The organism is Burkholderia territorii, assembly GCF_902833055.1.
In the GTDB taxonomy this organism is placed as follows: Bacteria; Pseudomonadota; Gammaproteobacteria; order Burkholderiales; family Burkholderiaceae; genus Burkholderia; species Burkholderia territorii.
Map to the genome: position 1 here is coordinate 160,605 of NZ_CADFEJ010000004.1, position 17,845 is coordinate 178,449.

Consider the following 17,845-nt stretch of genomic DNA (forward strand, 5'->3'; position numbering starts at 1 on the left):
AAGAAGCGTGACAGCAGACCGGCGATGCTGGTCTGCCTGATGTTGCGCGCATGAGATTTACTACGGGTGACCAAGAAGTGACTGCACCATCTGATGAGTTCACCGCCGATCCTGGGCTTGCGGCGCTCGTCCTAATTGCCCGTATGCATGGTGTTGCTGCTGATGCCAGTCAGTTACGACATACCGCTGGGTTGCCGTCAGGGAGACTCGGTGAGAACGAGTTGATCCTGTTGGCACGAACGCTCGGACTTAAAGTGCGCAAGGTACACGCTTCCGCACAGAGACTTGCCAAAACGCCACTTCCTGCACTTCTTCTCGATCAATCCGGCCAGCACTGTGTGCTGGCCGGTTGTGATGCAAGTCGGGCAATGATATTGGAGTGCGGCGCCGCTACCCCGACCATCTGTACACCTTCCGACGTTATGCAGCGCAGCGGTGGCTGTTTGCTGTTGTTTGCGTCGAGAGCGTCACTTGCTGGGGAGCTTTCGCGATTCGACTTCTCGTGGTTTGTGCCAGCGATTGTGAAATATCGTCGCTTGCTCGCGGAGGTCCTGCTTGTTTCTGTAATCTTGCAGCTCTTCGGCTTAGTCTCGCCGTTGATGTTCCAGGTTGTGATGGACAAAGTTCTCGTCAACCGCGCTTACAGCACTTTGAACGTCGTTTGCGTTGCACTTCTTGTGAGTTCGGTGTTCGAGGTATTGCTATCAGGATTGCGAAACTACGTGTTCTCCCACACGACCAATCGTATCGACGTGGAGCTAGGGGCGAAGCTTTTCAGGCACTTGATGACGCTTCCACTTGCATACTTCGAAGCGAGGCGGGTCGGCGATACGGTAGCTCGCGTGCGCGAACTGGAGAACATTCGCAATTTCTTGACCGGTCAAGCGTTGACTGCCGCAATAGACTTTGTGTTCTCGGTGATCTTCCTTGGCGTAATGTGCATCTACAGTGTGCGCCTTACGCTTATCGTAGCGCTCTCCTTACCGCTGTACGCAGCCGTGTCGTTTCTGGTCAACCCGGCACTCCGTGAGCGACTCAACTACAAATTTGCGCGCGGCGCAGACAATCAGGCATTTCTCGTGGAGGCTGTATCGGGAGTGCAGACCGTCAAGGCAATGGCGGTCGAGCCGCAATTCACAAGACACTGGGACAATCAGTTGGCGGGGTACGTCAACGCAAGTTTCGGTGTCGGTCAACTTGGAAACATTGGCCAGCAACTGATTCAGGCGATCGGCAAGTTCGTGTCAGTAGCAACGCTGTTCGTCGGTGCGAGACTTGTTATCGACGGCCGACTTACGGTCGGCGAACTTGTCGCATTCAACATGATGTCGCAACGAGTCGCCGGGCCGGTGTTGCGTCTGGCTCAGCTCTGGCAGGATTTTCAGCAAATCGGCATTTCGATGCAACGTCTCGGCGACATTCTGAACACACGAGGAGAAGCGCAGCAACAGAAGCAGGCGTTGCCCCCTATCAAGGGCGATGTCAGTTTCGAGAGTGTCCGGTTTCGGTATCGCGCCGATGGTCCTTTGGTTCTGAGCGGAGTCGATCTCTCGATCGCTGCGGGTACGGTTATTGGGATCGTCGGTCGATCGGGGTCGGGGAAAAGCACCTTAACGAAGCTCCTTCAGAGGCTGTACATACCAGAGCAAGGGCGCGTCCGTATTGATGGAGTCGATCTTGCGCTTGCCGATCCTGCATGGCTGAGGCGTCAGATCGGTGTCGTTCTTCAGGAAAATCTGCTATTCAACCGGTCGATTCGGGACAACATCGCAGTGACTGATCCTGGCGCGCCGCTCGAACGAATTGTGCATGCAGCAAAACTTGCAGGCGCGCATGAGTTCATCAGCGAGTTTCCAGAGGGTTACGACACGGTTGTCGGAGAACACGGTTCGACGTTGTCCGGTGGGCAACGTCAGCGCATTGCGATTGCACGAGCGTTGATCACGAATCCACGAATTCTGATTTTCGATGAAGCAACGAGCGCATTGGACTTCGAGACGGAGCGAATCATTCAGAGAAATATGCGAGCCATGTGTGACGGGCGAACCGTTGTAATCATTGCACACAGACTGACTGCCGTCAGACACGCTGACCAGATCATCGCCATGGATAAAGGGCAGGTTGTCGAACGAGGTAGTCACGATCAACTGCTTGCCAACGGTGGCTACTACGCCCACCTCGTTGCACTGCAGAACGGTTGAGCGATGATCACAATGAAAATTCAGGCACTCGGCGATCTGCTGCGGCGCTATCGGTCCGTATTCGGTGCTGCATGGGCCGTGCGAGCTCAAATGGACGGTGAGCATCGCAGCAAGCAAGAGCTCGCGTTTTTGCCGGCCAGCCTCGAGTTGATCGAAACGCCGTGTCACCCTGCGCCACGCTGGACCTTGCGCATCATCATGGTGCTCGCGCTCCTTGCATTACTTATTGCGATTTTCGGTCGACTCGATATCGTCGTCAGTGCGAAGGGAAAGTTGATACCCGGTGAGCGCGTGAAGATCATCCAGCCAGCGGTAACAGGTGTAGTGAGAAGAATATTTGTCAACGATGGCGAGCGGGTCAACGCTGGGCAACCTCTTATTGTGCTCGATGCTACTCAAGCTGCGGCAGATGCAGACAAGGCTCGCTCGAGCAGGGTTGATGCGGCGCTCTCGCGGGCGCGCGCACAAGCCCTTTTGGGGGCTCTGACGTCGGGGCGATCACCCGTGTTGTACGCTGTGCCGGATGTTCCGTTGGACCAGCAGCAACAGGCACAGCGCTTCGCGGACGGAATCTATCTTGAGTATCGCAACAAACTGGAAGGCGCGGAAGCCGAACAGCTTAAGCGCGTGGCCGAATTGGCTACGACCCGGAGGGAAATCGACAAGCTTCGAGCAACTGCGCCGTTGGCGCGTGATGAGGCTAATGCATACCGCTCGCTCGCAGGCGATCGCTATGTCGCGCAGTACGACTATTTGCGCAAAGAACAGACGGCGATTGAACAGGAGCATGATCTTGCTGCTCAGCAAAGCCATGCACGCGAGATCGCGGCAGCAATAGCTGAGCAACGTGCAATGGTTGGGCAGATCACCGCGCAGTTCAAGCGGGAGCAACTAGATGCACTCGACAAGGCCAACCAGCAATTCGCGCAGAGCAGCGATGAAGAGACCAAGGCCGTGACGCGGCAGAAGCTGCTGACGTTGACCGCGCCGGTCGCTGGTACGGTCCAACAACTGAGCGCGCATACGCTGGGTGGCGTTGTGACGGCGGCTCAAGCGGTCATGGAGATCGTCCCCGACGATGCGGTGGAGGTCGAAGCCTACGTTGAGAACAAGGATGTTGGCTTCGTCGATGCTGGCCAGGACGTCACTGTCAAAGTTGAGGCGTTTCCCTATACGCGCTACGGATACGTGAAAGGGACCATTGAGTCCGTATCCAATGACGCCGTTCAGGATCGTAAGCGCGGACTGACATTCATGGCTCGTGTCAAACTCGAACACAGCAGAATGAGAATCGAAAACAAGTGGATTGATCTTACCCCTGGCATGGAAGTGACCGCCGAGGTAAAGACAGGGCGCCGCAGTGTCGCGGGGTATTTTCTCGATCCTCTGATCCGGACAGCATCGGAGAGCCTGCATGAACGATAAGGCTGCGATGCAGGCGATTCAACGGGGGATGTATGGACGCGGTTTCCGAGCCGGTTATGCGCTCGTCGTTGCGATGTTCGGTATTTTTTCGAACGTTGCCTTTGCGTTCGATATATTTCGAACACAAGCAGATGTCTCTGAAACATCCGCCACGTCATCCTTGACGGCAGCGCGTGGAGTGCCGTGTCGGTTCGGTACATCCGACTTGTCCGCATCGAGTCGGCTGCATCTGGACGAAGCAATCGATCGAGCGCTGTGCAACAACCCGAAGACGCGCGAAGCGTGGGCAAACGTGAAGGTCGAGGCTGCGAATGTCGGTGCAGCGAAAGCGGCGTATCTTCCGAGCGTGACTGCGAATTGGCAACGCATCAAGGACAATTCCGTCACCGACATTACCGGACACCCTGCGCTCAGCTCGGCTTACCGTTCGACGGTCGGTGCCGAGTCTGTCTCTCTCAACTGGGTGTTGTATGACTTTGGCGGTCGTCGAGCAGCACTGGCTAGTGCGCGTGCCCTGCTCACCGCTGCGCGTGCGAATCAGGACAGCCAGCTGGAGGCGGTCTTTGAAAAAACAGCAACTGATTACTATGCCGCACAAGCAGCTGTCGGCAAGAAGGACACGGCAGTCGAGAGCGAGCGTGCAGCGCGAGATTCGTTTGATGTTGCGCAAACACGAGTGAATCGTGGGATCGCGGCAATCTCCGATCAGCTCCAAGCGCAGACCTCTTACGCCCAAGCGACCTTCAACCGCGTTAAGGCTGAGAGTGACTTGGCCGTTGCGCTTGGAACTCTTGCGACTGACATGGGCATTCGGCCTGATCAGCAACTCATTCTTCCCGATGTCGAGGACGGTATGCAGCCGGATACTGAATTTAACGAGTCTGTCGCGGCGCTGATAGACGATGTAGAGCGTCAGCACCCCAGTGTTAGGGCTGCACGTGCGCAACGAGATGCAGCGCTGGAGAAGGTGAAGCAGGTCCGTTCGCAGGGGTTGCCGAATCTCAACTTCGTGGCGAAGTACAGCAGAAACAATCAGCCTGTTAGTCTGGGACTAGGTGAGCCGCAGTTTCCGGCGACCGGACATGACTGGTATTTCGGCATTCAGGTACAGATTCCGTTGTTTGAAGGATTTGGCCGGAGTTACCAGGTCAGCGCTGCAAAAGCACAGGCGGAAGCTCAACAGTACGCACTTGACGAGGCTGTACAGAAAGTCGGTTTAGACGTCTGGACGACCTATCAGACCTTGATAGCGAATGGTCGAAATGTAGGCAATACGGTGTCTATCCTGGATGTCGCGCAGCGATCGTTCGATGCGGCGCTCAAGCGATACCGGGTCGGGGTCGGAAGCATCGTTGAATTGCTCAATGCACAGTCGGCACTCGCGGATGCGCGCAAGCAGCGTGTGCAGGCGCTGACCGATTGGCGAGCAGCGCGGCTTCAGCTCGCTGCAAGAATGGGAAGATTGGACTCTCGGGATGCTATCTTCGAAACAAACGGGATGTCTGGTGGCGACGAGGAGGGGCGGCCATGAACATCGTTTTCATCCACCAGAATATCCCTGCACAGTTCCGATATTTGCTGTTTCATTTCGGACGCGATCCCAATTTCAATGTTATTGCAATTGCAGATCACACCCGACTTCGCGCCAACCTGAAACAACCGATCCCTGGTGTTCGCTTTGTTGGGTATGACTTTACTCCCACGCCCCGCGATCGAGTGTCTCGCGATCTATGGTCGATCGACAACGCGTTGAGACGTGGGCGTGAAGTCGCGAAATGCTTGAAAGGCTTGGAACGCGCTGGTTTTCGACCAGATCTGGTGTACGGTCATCCTGGATGGGGCGAGATGCTCCATGTTCGAGACGTGTTTCCAGATGCGCGGGTCGTTCAATATTGTGAGTTCTACTTCAATCGAGAGGGACAGGATTTCGGTTTCGATCCGGAGTTCCCCGATGTCGAGCCAGAAGGCTTGAGACTCCGCTCGGAAAATATGACTCAGCTTGCGAGTCTTGTAGACGCCCACGCAGGTATCAGTCCGACCGAGTGGCAGCGTTCACGTTACCCGGCGTCAATTCGAGAAAAGATTTCGGTTTGCCACGACGGCATCGACCTTGAGATCGTCAGGCCGGATCCATCAGTGCGAATGCATTTGCCCAGTCGATCTCTTACCTTGTCGTTCGGGCAACAAATCATTACCTACGTCGCCCGAAATCTAGAGCCGTACCGTGGATTCCACAGATTTATGCGGGCGCTGCCGGAGATCCAACGTCGCCTACCCGACGCACACGTGGTCATTGTCGGAGGTGATGATGTTTCGTACGGACGCCCGACAAGCAGTGGTTCCTATCGCGCTCGGTATCTCGCGGAAGTTGGGTCGCGATTGGATCCTTCACGCATACACTTTCTTGGCCGTCTTTCGTATCTCGATTACTTGCGCGTTTTGAGGTTGTCGACCGCCCATGTGTACTTGACGTATCCATTCGTGCTTTCGTGGTCGATGCTGGAAGCAATGGCGACAGGGGCTTTGGTGATCGGTTCAGCTACCGCTCCGGTTGAGGAGGTGATCGAAGATGGGCGAAATGGTCTTCTTGTCGACTTTTTTTCTACCGACGCAATTGTCGACGCGGTGGTGCGTGGATGCACCGAAAACGTTGCCCGGGCGGAGATGCGCAAGACAGGGATCGAAACAGTCCGAGAGAGATTCAGTTTGCGAGATCAATGTTTGCCGGGGATCGTTCGTTTGTTGACGGAGGGCTGGTAAACAATTGTGGATTGAATTATAAATCGGAGGCGCGCGATGAGGCGGATTGAAGATGAAAAAATAAGCAAAATTGCTAAGGCCTATTTTTCTAGGAATGAAAAATGGATCTTATTTTTAGGTCTTTATGCCATTTTGGTCGTGTCGAGTAATTCTGGCCCATCGTTGCCGATTGGGGTTAGGTTGATCAGTGGTGTTGTGGCTGCGTTTATTTTATTGAAAGTGTGCTGGGGAGCTGCGCGGACTTCGACCATTTCTGCTACGGTCGTTGTTGGGGTAATTGTGGCAACGCTAACATGGTTGTTTTATGAATATGGAATTGGAGCACTATTTTTGCTGCCGTATCCGTTCGGTGGCGGGCATATTGGAGCGATTTAATTTTAGAGAGTGGAGGGGCGTGAGGTCTAGATCCTTTGTGTCAGCGCCGACTTGATAGGTCGAGTCTTAGTCATTGGCGGGACGCGGAACTGGCACCGCCGTGAATATTTGCTAATGTATGGCTGCAACGAGAAATGGACCGGCCAGAGTTTCATAGACACTCACGAGCCGTTTAACGCGTAGCGCCGCTCGAACTCAATCGGTGAAAGATCGCCGGCGGAACCATGCCGACGAATCGGGTTATAAAACATTTCGATGTAATCGAACAGGTCCGAGGTCGCCGCCGCCCGACTCGGATAGATGCGCCGCTTGATTCGCTCCTTTTTTAGGGCGCTGAAGAAGCTCTCGGCCACGGCATTGTCGTGGCAATTACCGCGCCGACTCATGCTTGGCACCATATGGTGTGCCTTCAGGAATGACTGCCAGTCATCGCTCTTGAATTGACTGCCCTGGTCGGAATGCACCATGACACCGGGTCCCGGTTTGCGTTTCCAAACCGCAGCCAACAGCGCCTGTAAAACCAGATCGCTGGTCATCGTCGAGCGCGTAGCCCAACCGACGATCTGGCGCGAGTACAGATCCATAACAGCCGCCAGATACAGCCAGCCCTCGTAGGTCCGGATGTACGTGATGTCCGTTACCCAGACCCGGTTCGGTGCGGTTGGCGCGAACTCACGGTTCAACACGTTGGCGATTACGCCGACCGGACCACCCCGATAGCGGGGCTTGCTGCCATAGCCCACTTCTGCCCGCAGACCTTCGCCTCTCATGAGGCGATGGACGCGGTGACGGCTGCACGTTTCGCCCGATTCACGCAAATCCATCGTGACCTTGCGGTAGCCATAGACGCCGCCGCTGGTCAGCCACGCATGCTTGATCAGACCGAGCAATCGCTCATCCTCACGCTTGCGGGCCCCGACTGTCTGCCGCTGCCCGACGTAATAGCCGCTACGATGCACGCCAAGGACCCGGCACATCGAGTACAGGCGGAACTCGCCGAGATGGGCTCGCATGAACGCGTACCTTGCCGCTATCCCTTTGCAAAGTACGCGGCGGCTTTTTTTAGAATGTCGCGCTCCTCGGTCACGCGTTTGAGCTCGGCCTTCAGTCGCCGAACCTCGGCGCTCTGATCCAGCTTCGCTTGCCGCACGACGTCGGGCCTGCCGAACTTCAGTTTCCAGGCGTAAAGGCTGTGGGTCGTGATGCCCAGCCGCTGCGCCACATCCGCCACCGAATGACCCCGTTCGGTTACCTGTTTGACTGCCTCGATCTTGAACTCATCCGTGTACCGCTTGCCGCTCATCCTGACCTCCTCGGTTGCCATAAATTATGGCTCGAAGATGTCTACGAAAGGCTGGCCGGTCCAGACTGACGCAACTAGGAAGCCGCTTGAGGGCGTCACCTCAGTTCATATACAGGCTGCGTCGCTCGCATGTACTCATGCACGTAGCGGCCTCCTCGAATTTCGTACACCGGCTGCGAGGCAGACATGTACTTGTGAATGTAGTCACCTCGAATTTCGTACACGGGCTGAGACGCGCTCATATACTTGTAGATGTAGCTTCCCCGCACCTCAAATTCTGCCTGCGCGGCAGACATGTACTTGTGCAGCTTCTTACCGTTGTATGACATTGCTCACCCCGTAAGTCTTGTTGTTACCGGCTATCGGCTGCCGTCTGATGCAGCGCCTTACCTAACCACTCGCGCTTGATGGGGAGGCTATACCCCTTGCCGTACCCCGCAGCTTCGCCCTTGGTCGCCCACCCGCCAATCGAGTGGCGAACCTCCGTAGGGCAGCCAACATCACGTAGACGGTCAGCCATCGTATGCCGGAACTCATGTGCCGTGTGCTCCCATTTGTTTGCCCGTAGCCAGCCCGCAACGGTGGCCGATGCGCTGTCAGCGTTGCAGCCTTTGGCGTCTGACGTGTAACGCGGAAAGGCGAACTTCTGCCCAGGCTTTGCTGATGCCTTCACCCGCTGAGCCGCCCAGAGCGAATGGCCAAGGAGGGGGACCTCCCGCTCACTCGGACCACCAGCGCCACCCTTTACGGTTCTCCAGGGCTGGTCCTTGATGACGATATGCGGCACCGGACCATCCAGCACAATCTCATCCAGCGTGAGCCCAGTGACCTCCGCGATGCGCGCGCCTGTGTCTGACGGCAGAGCCACCAACCAGCGGATGTCATCGTCCATTTCCACGCACTTCGTTTGTACAGCGGCGAGCTCGCCGGGGGTGAAGGGGATTCTCCCCTTCGTGTCCTTGCCCTCACCGGCAATCTGAAGGGACTCGAACGGGTTCGTCCGCATCAGTTCTTTTTCCCTGATGTAGGAGGCAAAGACCGCGCTGATAGTGCTGATGCGGCGGCGCACTGTCCCGGTCTTCAGGCCGGTGGCGAGTTGGCTGTCAACGTACTTGCGGGCGTCTTCCCGCGTGGCCTTGGCAAACGGTTTATCGCCAACAACATCGGTCAAGGTCTTGAATGCCGCCCGCGAGAAACCCGTGAACTTCTCATCGTCACGCTTCTTGTGGTGGCTGATATACAGCTCCAGGGCATCGCTGAGCGAATCCTCTAAGGTCCCGGCCACCATCTGCGCAGCCGTTGCCTCCACTGCCGTGAGGTATTCCGCTCCGCTTGCTTCGCGGTACACCTGTTCATCACCGTCAGCATGGGCGGTGCGCTTCTTCTCAAGGTGGTCGTGGAATAACTGCACGGCCATTTCCGTGGTCTCGTCGCGCTCTGCGCTGGGAACGATGCCCCAGGAAGCTAGGAACGCCTCAGCGTGCTTCCTGGTGGCTTTCAGGGACGATTCCGGATCAGCCCGCAGCATCCGCCACTCTTCCTCATACCGCTTGTTGAGGGCGTCAATCATGTGCGCCGCTTGGCCAACGTCAGAGGTCTTGAGGTTTATCTTTACGGTTTTCTTACCGTAGTGGTGGTGGAGGTCGCGGGGGATAGGGCGCTGGAAATAGTAGATGTCCCCGCGCAGATAGCTGTTCTTCAAGGTGAAGGTGAGCGCGCCTAGGCGTAGCTTCATAGAATGGTAACCACAGAAGTTACCACAGAAACACGCCGGGAATTACTGGAGGGCCTTACTGGATAAGGCTCTGAAGGAATTTGATGGTGCCCAGGGCCGGAATCGAACCGGCACGCCTTGCGGCGGGGGATTTTGAGTCCCCTGCGTCTACCAATTTCACCACCTGGGCTTTGATCCTGGCCGCGCATGCGATTGTGCGCGGCGAAACGCGAATTATGGCGGAAAACGGGGCGCCGGGCAAGCTGTCCGGCGCCGTCCGTGCGTTACTGACTCAGGTAGACGAACTGGCCGTGTTTCACGATTCCCATCACGCTCGCGCGTTGATCGAGCCCGACGTGATCCTTGTCGCTGGTGTTGACGACGCCGTTCGGCACGACGAGCTCGTGCGCGCGTTCGAGCTCGCGCCGCAGCGCCGCGCGGAAGGCCGGCGTACCGGGCTGCGCCGCCTTGAGCGCGCGGCCGACCGCGTCGGCGAGGCGCGGGAACACGCCCGCCGCATCGCCCGCGAACTGCGTGACGGTGCCGGCGCCGTATTTCGCCTCGTATGCATCCACGAACGCAAGCGCGGCCTTGCGCGCCGGATGGTCGGCGGGCAGCGTGCGTGCGACGACGACCGGCTGCGTCGGGAACAGCGTCCCGTCGACGTCCTTGCCGCCGAGCTTGATGAATTCAGGCGTCGCGATCCCGTGCGTCTGGTAGATCGCGCCCTTGTAGCCGCGCTCGATCAGCGTGCGCTGCGGCAGCACGGCCGGTGTGCCCGAGCCCGCGATCAGGATCGCGTCCGGCTTTGCCGCGATCAGCTTCAGCGACTGGCCGGTGACGCTCGCGTCGGTGCGGTTGAAGCGCTCCGTCGCGATCACGCGGATCTTGCGGACTTCCGCGAAGCGGGTGAACTCGTTCAGCCAGCTGTCGCCGTAGCTGTCCGCGAAGCCGATGAAGCCGACCGTCTTCACGCCGTGGTTGGCCATGTAGCGCGTCATCACATCGGCCATCGCGCTGTCGCTCTGTGCCATCTTGAATGCCCAGGTCCGCGCGCCTTCCTGCGGCTCGACGATCGCGCCGGAGCCGACCAGCGTGATCATCGGCGTCTGGGCGGCCGCTACCGCATCGAGCGCCGCGAGCGCGGCCGGCGTGATGTTCGGCCCGACCACGACGTCGACGTGATCCTCGTCGACCAGCTTGCGGATGTTGCGCACGGCGGCGCCCGGGTCGGACGCGTCGTCGAGCACCGTCACCTGCAGCGGCTGCCCGGCGATGGTCTTCGGCCACATCAGGATCGCGTTCTTGCTGGTGATGCCGATCGCGGCGGCCGGGCCGGTCGACGACAGGTCGACGCCGACCTTCAGGTCGGCATGCGCGGCCGCGCAGGCGAGCACGAGAGCGGCGCCTGCGGCGCGGCGCAACATGGCGGGAAGCGTCATGCGGAGATCTCCGTCGGGCAATAAAAAGGGGCGCGATTTGCGCCCCTGTGTTTATACCTGTCCTTCAAAGCTCGTACGATTCGGATTCGCCCTTGAGCGCCTGTTCGATCAGCTTGCGGTTCAGCGTCGGCGACAGCAGCTCGACGAGCGTATACACATAGCTGCGCAGGTAGGCGCCCTGCTTGAGCGCGACGCGCGTCACGTTGCTGCCGAACAGATGGCCGACCGGAATCAGCCGCAGGTTGCGGTCGCGCTCCGGGTTGAATGCGATGTCGGCCATGATGCCGACGCCGAGGCCGAGTTCGACGTAGGTCTTGATCACGTCGGCGTCGATCGCCTCGAGCACGATGTCCGGCGACAGCCCGCGCAGCGCGAATGCGTGGTTGATCTTCTTGCGGCCGGCGAACGCGTCGTCGTACGTGATCAGCGGATATTGCGCGAGATCGTCCAGCGTGACCGGCTTGCGCTCGAGCAGCGGGTGGTCGGCGGGCACGACCGCCGCGTGATGCCACTGGAAGCAGGGCAACGACACGAGTTCCTTGTAGTCGGCGATTGCCTCGGTCGCGATCGCAAGATCGGCCTGGTCGTGGATCACCATTTCGGCGACCTGCGTCGGGCTGCCCTGCAGGATCGACAGGTGCACCTTCGGGAAGCGCTTCTTGAACTCGGCGATCGCGGCCGGCAGCGAGTAGCGGGCCTGCGTGTGGGTGGCGGCGATCGTCAGGTTGCCCTGATCCTGTGCCGCATAATCTTTTCCGACCCTTTTAAGGCTTTCGACTTCCTGCAGGATCCGCTCGACCGACGCGAGGATGATCCGGCCCGGCTCGGTGAGCGAGCGCACGCGCTTGCCGTGCCGCGTGAAGATCTCCACGCCCAGTTCGTCCTCCAGCTCGATGATCGCCTTCGACACCCCCGGTTGCGACGTGTAGAGCGCCTTGGCGGCCTCGGTGAGGTTGAAATTCTGCCGGACGGCCTCGCGCACGAAGCGAAATTGGTGCAGGTTCATTTATAACCCTTCCGCATATCAACAGAATTTTTTAGTCGTTTGAAATATAAGGCGAGTTTATTACGATTCACCGGAGTTTTTCAAATATGGATATCTGTTTTCGTCATTAGCAATCCAGCCGGGCAGCGGAAGGCCTGCGATGGCGGCGGAATGGAGATCCGGGCGCGACGTGGCTAGGACGTCGCGCGGTCATCACGAAAACCCTGGGGTCCCCGAATGTATCAGTACGACCAGTACGACCAGACGATCGTCGACGAGCGAGTCGCGCAGTACCGCGATCAGGTGCGCCGCCGCCTGTCGGGTGAGTTGAGCGAGGACGAGTTCCGTCCGCTGCGCCTGCAGAACGGCCTGTACATGCAGCGCCACGCGTACATGCACCGCATCGCGATTCCGTACGGCAACCTGCGCAGCGACCAACTGCGCATGCTGGCGCGCATCGCGCGCGAACACGACCGCGGCTACGGCCATTTCTCCACGCGCTCGAACATCCAGTTCAACTGGGTCCAGCTCGAAGAAACGCCCGAGATCCTCGCGAAGCTCGCGTCGGTGCAGATGCACGCGATCCAGACGTCGGGCAACTGCATTCGCAACATCACGGCCGACCAGTTCGCCGGCGTCGCGCAGGACGAGGAGATCGATCCGCGTCCGTGGTCGGAAATCCTGCGCCAGTGGTCGACGTTCCATCCCGAATTCGCATGGCTGCCGCGCAAGTTCAAGATCGCGGTGTCCGGCTCGAAGCACGATCGCGCGGCCGTGCAGATCCACGACCTCGGCGTGTACCTCAAGAAGAACGCGCAGGGCGAAGTGGTGGCCAGCATCCTCGCGGGGGGCGGCCTCGGCCGCACGCCGATCGTCGGCGCGGTGATCAAGGAAGACCTGCCGTGGCAGCACCTGCTGACCTACTGCGAAGCCGTGCTGCGCGTATATAACCGCTACGGCCGCCGCGACAACCTGTACAAGGCGCGTATCAAGATCCTCGTGAAGGCGCTGTCGCCCGCGAAGTTCGCGCAGCAGGTCGAGGAAGAGTGGCAGCACCTGAAGGACGGCCCGTCGACGCTCACGCAGGCGGAAGTCGACCGCGTGTCGCAGTTCTTCAAGCCGCCCGTCTACGAGAAGCTCGCCGACACCGACGCGTCGTTCGAACAGCACCTGCTCGAGAACAAGGCGTTCGCGCGCTGGGTCGAGCGCAACGTCGCGCCGCACAAGGTGCCGGGTTATGCCGCCGTCACGCTGTCGCTGAAGGATCACCGCGTGGCCCCGGGCGACGCGACCGATGCGCAGATGGACCTCGTAGCCGACTGGGCCGACGCATACTCGTTCGGCGAACTGCGCGTGTCGCACGAGCAGAACCTGATTCTCGCGAACGTGAAGAAGCGCGACCTGTTCGCGTTGTGGGAAAAGGCGAAGGCGGCCGGTTTCGCGACGCCGAACATCGGCCTGCTGACCGACATCATCGCGTGCCCGGGCGGCGACTTCTGCTCGCTCGCGAACGCGAAGTCGATCCCGATCGCGCTGGCGATCCAGCAGCGTTTCGACGATCTCGACTACGTGTACGACCTGGGCGACCTGTCGCTGAACATTTCCGGTTGCATGAACTCGTGCGGCCACCATCACGTCGGCAACATCGGCATCCTCGGCGTCGACAAGGACGGCGCCGAGTGGTACCAGGTGTCGCTCGGCGGCGAGCAGGGCACGGGCCGCAACGGCGCGCGCCTCGGCCGCGTGATCGGGCCGTCGTTCTCCGCGGAGGAAGTGCCGGACGTGATCGCGAAGCTGATCGACACGTTCGTCGAGTCGCGCATCGACGGCGAGCGCTTCATCGACACGTACGACCGCATCGGCATCGCGCCGTTCAAGGAGCGCGTGTATGCGGCGCGCCAGGCAGTGAACGCGTAACCAACCGGGTAGAAGGAATTTGCAGATGGCTTCGATTATCAAGAACCGCGCAGTGATCGACGATGCATGGCAGGTTGTGCGCGCGTCGGAAGACGGTGCGCTGCCCGCGGTCGACGCGTTGCCGGCCGGCAAGGTGCTGGTGCCGTTCGCGCTGTGGCAGGCCGAGCGCGCGGCGCTCGTCGCCGCGAAGACGAAGGACGAACTCGGCGTGTGGCTCGCGCCGGACAGCGAGCCGGCCGATCTCGTGGCCGACTTCGGTGCGATCTCGCTGATCGCCGTCGATTTCCCGCGCTTCGCGGACGGCCGCGGCTACAGCATCGCACGCCTGCTGCGCGAGCGTCACGGCTGGACGGGCGAGCTGCGCGCGATCGGCGACGTGCTGCGCGACCAGCTGCTGTACATGTCGCGTTGCGGCTTCGACGCGTTCGCGGTGCGTGCCGACAAGGACATCCGCGACGCGCTGAATGCGTTCGGCGAATTCACGCAGCGTTACCAGGGCGCGTTCGACGAGCCGGCACCGCTGTTCCGCCGCCGCGACGCCGCCGCCGACGCGAAGGTGAGCGCATGAGCACCGCGACCGCACTCACGCCCGAACTCGCCGCGAAGGTCGAGCGCCTCGACGCGCTGCTCGCGCAGATCGGCGCACGCCACGAGAAGGTGAAGTTGGCGAGCAGCCTTGCCGCGGAAGACATGCTGCTCACGCACGCGATCCTCGCGAAGGGCGTGTCGATCGGCATCTTCTCGCTGAACACCGGCCGCCTGCACGCGGAAACGCTGGGCATGATCGACCGCGTGCGCGAGCGCTACGGCTACGAGATCGAGCAGTTTCATCCGCGCCAGGACGCGATCGACCAGTACGTCGCCGAGCACGGCCTGAACGCGTTCTACGAAAGCGTCGAGCTGCGCAAGTCGTGCTGCCATATCCGCAAGGTCGAGCCGCTGAACCGCGCGCTGGCCGACGTCGGCGCATGGGTCACGGGCCAGCGCCGCGAGCAGTCGGTCACGCGAGCGGAGCTGCACGAGGAAGAGCGGGACGAAGCGCGCGGAATCGCGAAATACAACCCGCTCGCCGACTGGACGGAAGCCGACGTGTGGGCGTACCTGAAGGCGTTCGACGTGCCGGTCAACCCGCTGCATGCGCGCGGCTACCCGAGCATCGGCTGCGAGCCGTGCACGCGCGCGATCCGTCCCGGCGAGGACAGCCGCGCGGGCCGCTGGTGGTGGGAATCGCGCGACACGAAGGAATGCGGGCTGCACATCACGATCACGCCGATTCCCGCGAATGCCGAAGCCGGCGCCGCGCACTGAAAGCCGACAAGAAACCGAATATTGCGTCGCCCGCGCGAGCGGGCGGCACGAACCCAGAAGAGAAGGACTGAAATCATGAGCACGACGCTCGAGCAATCCGCCTTTGCCCCGCCCACCGGTGCCGACAGCCGCATGGGCCACCTCGACTGGCTCGAAGCCGAGTCGATCCACATCCTGCGCGAACTCGTTGCCGAATGCAGCAAGCCGGCGCTGTTGTTCTCGGGCGGCAAGGACTCGGTCGTCGTGCTGCACCTCGCGCTGAAGGCGTTCGGCCTCGGCGCGAACCGCAGGACGACGCTGCCGTTCCCGCTCGTGCACATCGACACGGGCCACAACTACGAGGAAGTGATCGACTTCCGCGATCGCCGCGCGCAGGAGCTCGGCGCCGAGCTGGTGGTCGGCCACGTCGAGGATTCGATCAAGCGCGGCACGGTCGTGCTGCGCCGCGAAACCGATTCGCGCAACGCCGCGCAGGCCGTCACGCTGCTCGAGACGATCGAGCAGCACGGCTACACGGCGCTGATCGGCGGCGCGCGCCGCGACGAAGAGAAGGCGCGCGCGAAGGAGCGGATCTTCTCGTTCCGCGACGAATTCGGCCAGTGGGACCCGAAGGCGCAGCGCCCGGAACTGTGGAGCCTGTACAACGCACGCCTGCACAACGGCGAGCACCTGCGCGTGTTTCCGATCTCGAACTGGACCGAGCTCGACGTGTGGCAGTACATCGCGCGCGAGAACCTCGAACTGCCGTCGATCTACTACGCGCACCAGCGCGAGATCGTGCGCCGCAACGGTCTGCTCGTGCCGGTCACGCCGCTCACGCCGATGCGTGACGGCGAGACGAGCGAGCTCGCGCAGGTGCGCTTCCGCACGGTCGGCGACATCAGCTGCACGTGCCCGGTCGAGAGCGACGCGGACGACGTCGAGAAGATCATCGCCGAGACGGCGGTGACCGAGATCACCGAACGCGGCGCGACCCGGATGGACGACCAGGCATCCGAAGCCGCGATGGAACAGCGCAAGAAGCAAGGTTATTTCTGAAGCACACGAGGACATTCACATCATGAGCATCATCGAGAACACCGAAGACCTCGGCGTGTTGCGCTTCATCACCGCGGGCAGCGTCGACGACGGCAAGAGCACGCTGATCGGCCGCCTGCTGTACGACAGCAAGGCCGTGCTGTCCGACCAGCTGTCCGCGCTGTCGCGCGCGAAGAACAAGCGCACGGTCGGCGACGAGATCGACCTCGCGCTGCTGACGGACGGTCTCGAAGCCGAGCGCGAGCAGGGCATCACGATCGACGTCGCGTACCGCTACTTCGCGACCGCGAAGCGCAAGTTCATCATCGCCGATACGCCGGGCCACGAGCAGTACACGCGCAACATGGTGACGGGCGCATCGACCGCGCACGCGGCGATCATCCTGGTCGATGCGACGCGCGTGACGGTCGAGAACGGCGTCGCGCAACTGCTGCCGCAAACGAAGCGCCACAGCGCGATCGTGAAGCTGCTCGCGTTGCAGCACGTGATCGTCGCGATCAACAAGATGGACCTCGTCGACTACAGCGAAGCGCGCTTCAACGAGATTCGCGACGCATATGTCGCGCTCGCGAAGCAGCTCGGCCTGAAGGACGTGCGGTTCGTGCCGGTGTCGGCGCTGAAGGGCGACAACATCGTCGGCGCGAGCGAGCGCATGCCGTGGTACGCGGGCGAGCCGCTGCTCGACGTGCTCGAATCGCTGCCGGTCGAGACGCAGGCGCATGACGCGCTGCGTTTCCCGGTCCAGTGGGTCGCACGCCAGGACGGCAGTTCGGCCGACGATTTCCGCGGCTACATGGGCCGCATCGAATCGGGCGAAGTGAAGGTCGGCGACGAAATCGTCGTGCTGCCGTCGAACCGCACCGCGACGGTCGCCGAGATCATCGCGCCGGTGCCCGGCGGCACCGCGTCGGTCGCGCATGCGTTCGCGGGCCAGACGGTGACGATCCGTCTCGAAGAGGACGTCGACGTGTCGCGCGGCGACATGTTCGTCACGACCGCCGAGACGGTCGCGCCCGCGAAGAAGCTCGAGGCGGACCTGTGCTGGTTCGACGAGACGCCGCTGTCGCCGCAGCGCAAGTACCTGCTGAAGCAGACCACGAGCACGGTGTTCGCGAAGATCGGCGCGGTCAAGGAAGTGCTCGACGTGCATACGCTGTCGCACGCGACCGACCGTCAGGAACTGAAGATGAACGACATCGGCCGCGTGGCGCTGACGCTGCAGAAGCCGATCGTGTGCGATACGTACGACGCGCACCCGGGCACGGGCGCATTCGTGCTGATCGACGAGGCGACGCATCACACGGTCGCCGCCGGCATGATCCGGGCGTTCTCGGCGTAACCGGCGTTCGGCGCCGCCCATGCGGGCGGCGCGCGCCG

General features: G+C 60.7%; 14 protein-coding genes and 1 tRNA gene. 10 read left to right on the plus strand and 5 right to left on the minus strand.

Annotated elements, in window-relative coordinates; translation table 11 throughout:
* The first annotated feature begins 50 nt into the window (after positions 1–50).
* The 5 genes from HW466_RS10545 to HW466_RS10565 are packed head-to-tail and all read left to right on the plus strand — an operon-like array spanning position 51 to position 6,761.
* Positions 51–2,201 carry a type I secretion system permease/ATPase gene (locus HW466_RS10545; protein ID WP_151003784.1) on the plus strand — a complete coding sequence of 717 codons (2,151 nt, stop codon included), beginning with the start codon at positions 51–53 and terminating at the stop codon, positions 2,199–2,201.
* 3 nt (positions 2,202–2,204) lie between these two features.
* On the plus strand, positions 2,205–3,626 hold the full coding sequence (locus HW466_RS10550; RefSeq protein WP_174905831.1) for an HlyD family type I secretion periplasmic adaptor subunit: 1,422 nt from the start codon (positions 2,205–2,207) through the stop codon (positions 3,624–3,626).
* Positions 3,616–5,157, plus strand: coding sequence for a TolC family protein (locus HW466_RS10555; RefSeq protein ID WP_239005969.1), 1,542 nt, complete (start codon positions 3,616–3,618; stop codon positions 5,155–5,157). The genes HW466_RS10550 and HW466_RS10555 overlap by 11 nt, the downstream gene beginning before the upstream one ends.
* Positions 5,154–6,386 carry a glycosyltransferase gene (locus HW466_RS10560; RefSeq protein ID WP_151003782.1) on the plus strand — a complete coding sequence of 411 codons (1,233 nt, stop codon included), beginning with the start codon at positions 5,154–5,156 and terminating at the stop codon, positions 6,384–6,386. Before HW466_RS10555 ends, HW466_RS10560 begins: the two co-directional genes overlap by 4 nt.
* A 36-nt stretch (positions 6,387–6,422) precedes the next feature.
* Positions 6,423–6,761 (plus strand): hypothetical protein, encoded by a 339-nt coding sequence (locus HW466_RS10565; protein WP_151003780.1) that lies wholly within the window; start codon positions 6,423–6,425, stop codon positions 6,759–6,761.
* Positions 6,762–6,922: 161 nt separating this feature from the next.
* Here HW466_RS10565 and HW466_RS10570 read toward each other — a convergent pair.
* From HW466_RS10570 to HW466_RS10590, 5 genes are all read right to left on the minus strand, one after another.
* Positions 6,923–8,064 (minus strand): IS3 family transposase gene (locus tag HW466_RS10570; RefSeq protein ID WP_170296628.1). Its coding sequence is split into 2 segments (ribosomal slippage): positions 6,923–7,827 and positions 7,827–8,064, totalling 1,143 coding nucleotides; the frame shifts between segments, so codons are not numbered across the junction.
* Positions 8,065–8,416: 352 nt separating this feature from the next.
* Complete coding sequence (locus tag HW466_RS10575; protein WP_151003774.1) at positions 8,417–9,799, minus strand: DUF6538 domain-containing protein; 1,383 nt, start codon at positions 9,797–9,799, stop codon at positions 8,417–8,419.
* A gap of 84 nt (positions 9,800–9,883) precedes the next feature.
* Positions 9,884–9,968 (minus strand) — tRNA-Leu (locus HW466_RS10580).
* Positions 9,969–10,062: 94 nt separating this feature from the next.
* Complete coding sequence (locus HW466_RS10585) at positions 10,063–11,220, minus strand: ABC transporter substrate-binding protein (RefSeq protein ID WP_174905830.1); 1,158 nt, start codon at positions 11,218–11,220, stop codon at positions 10,063–10,065.
* A 64-nt stretch (positions 11,221–11,284) separates the two neighbouring features.
* A complete protein-coding gene (locus HW466_RS10590; RefSeq protein WP_009689198.1) occupies positions 11,285–12,226 on the minus strand; it encodes a CysB family HTH-type transcriptional regulator in 942 nt (313 codons plus the stop codon).
* 216 nt (positions 12,227–12,442) lie between these two features.
* On the opposite strand from HW466_RS10590, the gene HW466_RS10595 reads away from it, so the two are divergent.
* The 5 genes from HW466_RS10595 to HW466_RS10615 all read left to right on the plus strand — a co-directional run bounded on the left by HW466_RS10595 (position 12,443) and on the right by HW466_RS10615 (position 17,807).
* The gene (locus tag HW466_RS10595; RefSeq protein ID WP_059508179.1) at positions 12,443–14,122 is read left to right on the plus strand and encodes a nitrite/sulfite reductase; all 1,680 of its coding nucleotides are present in this window, start codon (positions 12,443–12,445) and stop codon (positions 14,120–14,122) included.
* Between the two features lie 25 nt (positions 14,123–14,147).
* Positions 14,148–14,690: a DUF934 domain-containing protein gene (locus tag HW466_RS10600; RefSeq protein WP_059508180.1), complete on the plus strand. Its 543-nt coding sequence runs from the start codon at positions 14,148–14,150 to the stop codon at positions 14,688–14,690.
* Positions 14,687–15,430: a phosphoadenylyl-sulfate reductase gene (locus tag HW466_RS10605; RefSeq protein WP_151005571.1), complete on the plus strand. Its 744-nt coding sequence runs from the start codon at positions 14,687–14,689 to the stop codon at positions 15,428–15,430. The genes HW466_RS10600 and HW466_RS10605 overlap by 4 nt, the downstream gene beginning before the upstream one ends.
* A 75-nt stretch (positions 15,431–15,505) precedes the next feature.
* Positions 15,506–16,468 (plus strand): sulfate adenylyltransferase subunit CysD, encoded by a 963-nt coding sequence (cysD, locus tag HW466_RS10610; RefSeq protein ID WP_151005573.1) that lies wholly within the window; start codon positions 15,506–15,508, stop codon positions 16,466–16,468.
* Between the two features lie 22 nt (positions 16,469–16,490).
* Positions 16,491–17,807 (plus strand): sulfate adenylyltransferase subunit 1, encoded by a 1,317-nt coding sequence (locus HW466_RS10615; protein ID WP_059450974.1) that lies wholly within the window; start codon positions 16,491–16,493, stop codon positions 17,805–17,807.
* The last annotated feature ends 38 nt before the right edge of the window (positions 17,808–17,845 follow it).

Bases quoted from the DNA above. Each gene is read 5' to 3' on its own strand.
- HW466_RS10615 (WP_059450974.1), top strand. From the start codon at position 16,491: ATGAGCATCATCGAGAACACCGAAGACCTCGGCGTGTTGCGCTTCATC.
- HW466_RS10575 (WP_151003774.1), bottom strand. From the start codon at position 9,799: ATGAAGCTACGCCTAGGCGCGCTCACCTTCACCTTGAAGAACAGCTAT.
- cysD (WP_151005573.1), top strand. From the start codon at position 15,506: ATGAGCACGACGCTCGAGCAATCCGCCTTTGCCCCGCCCACCGGTGCC.
- HW466_RS10565 (WP_151003780.1), top strand. From the start codon at position 6,423: ATGAGGCGGATTGAAGATGAAAAAATAAGCAAAATTGCTAAGGCCTAT.
- HW466_RS10590 (WP_009689198.1), bottom strand. From the start codon at position 12,226: ATGAACCTGCACCAATTTCGCTTCGTGCGCGAGGCCGTCCGGCAGAAT.
- HW466_RS10560 (WP_151003782.1), top strand. From the start codon at position 5,154: ATGAACATCGTTTTCATCCACCAGAATATCCCTGCACAGTTCCGATAT.
- HW466_RS10545 (WP_151003784.1), top strand. From the start codon at position 51: ATGAGATTTACTACGGGTGACCAAGAAGTGACTGCACCATCTGATGAG.
- HW466_RS10550 (WP_174905831.1), top strand. From the start codon at position 2,205: ATGATCACAATGAAAATTCAGGCACTCGGCGATCTGCTGCGGCGCTAT.
- HW466_RS10600 (WP_059508180.1), top strand. From the start codon at position 14,148: ATGGCTTCGATTATCAAGAACCGCGCAGTGATCGACGATGCATGGCAG.
- HW466_RS10595 (WP_059508179.1), top strand. From the start codon at position 12,443: ATGTATCAGTACGACCAGTACGACCAGACGATCGTCGACGAGCGAGTC.
- HW466_RS10555 (WP_239005969.1), top strand. From the start codon at position 3,616: ATGAACGATAAGGCTGCGATGCAGGCGATTCAACGGGGGATGTATGGA.
- HW466_RS10605 (WP_151005571.1), top strand. From the start codon at position 14,687: ATGAGCACCGCGACCGCACTCACGCCCGAACTCGCCGCGAAGGTCGAG.
- HW466_RS10585 (WP_174905830.1), bottom strand. From the start codon at position 11,220: ATGACGCTTCCCGCCATGTTGCGCCGCGCCGCAGGCGCCGCTCTCGTG.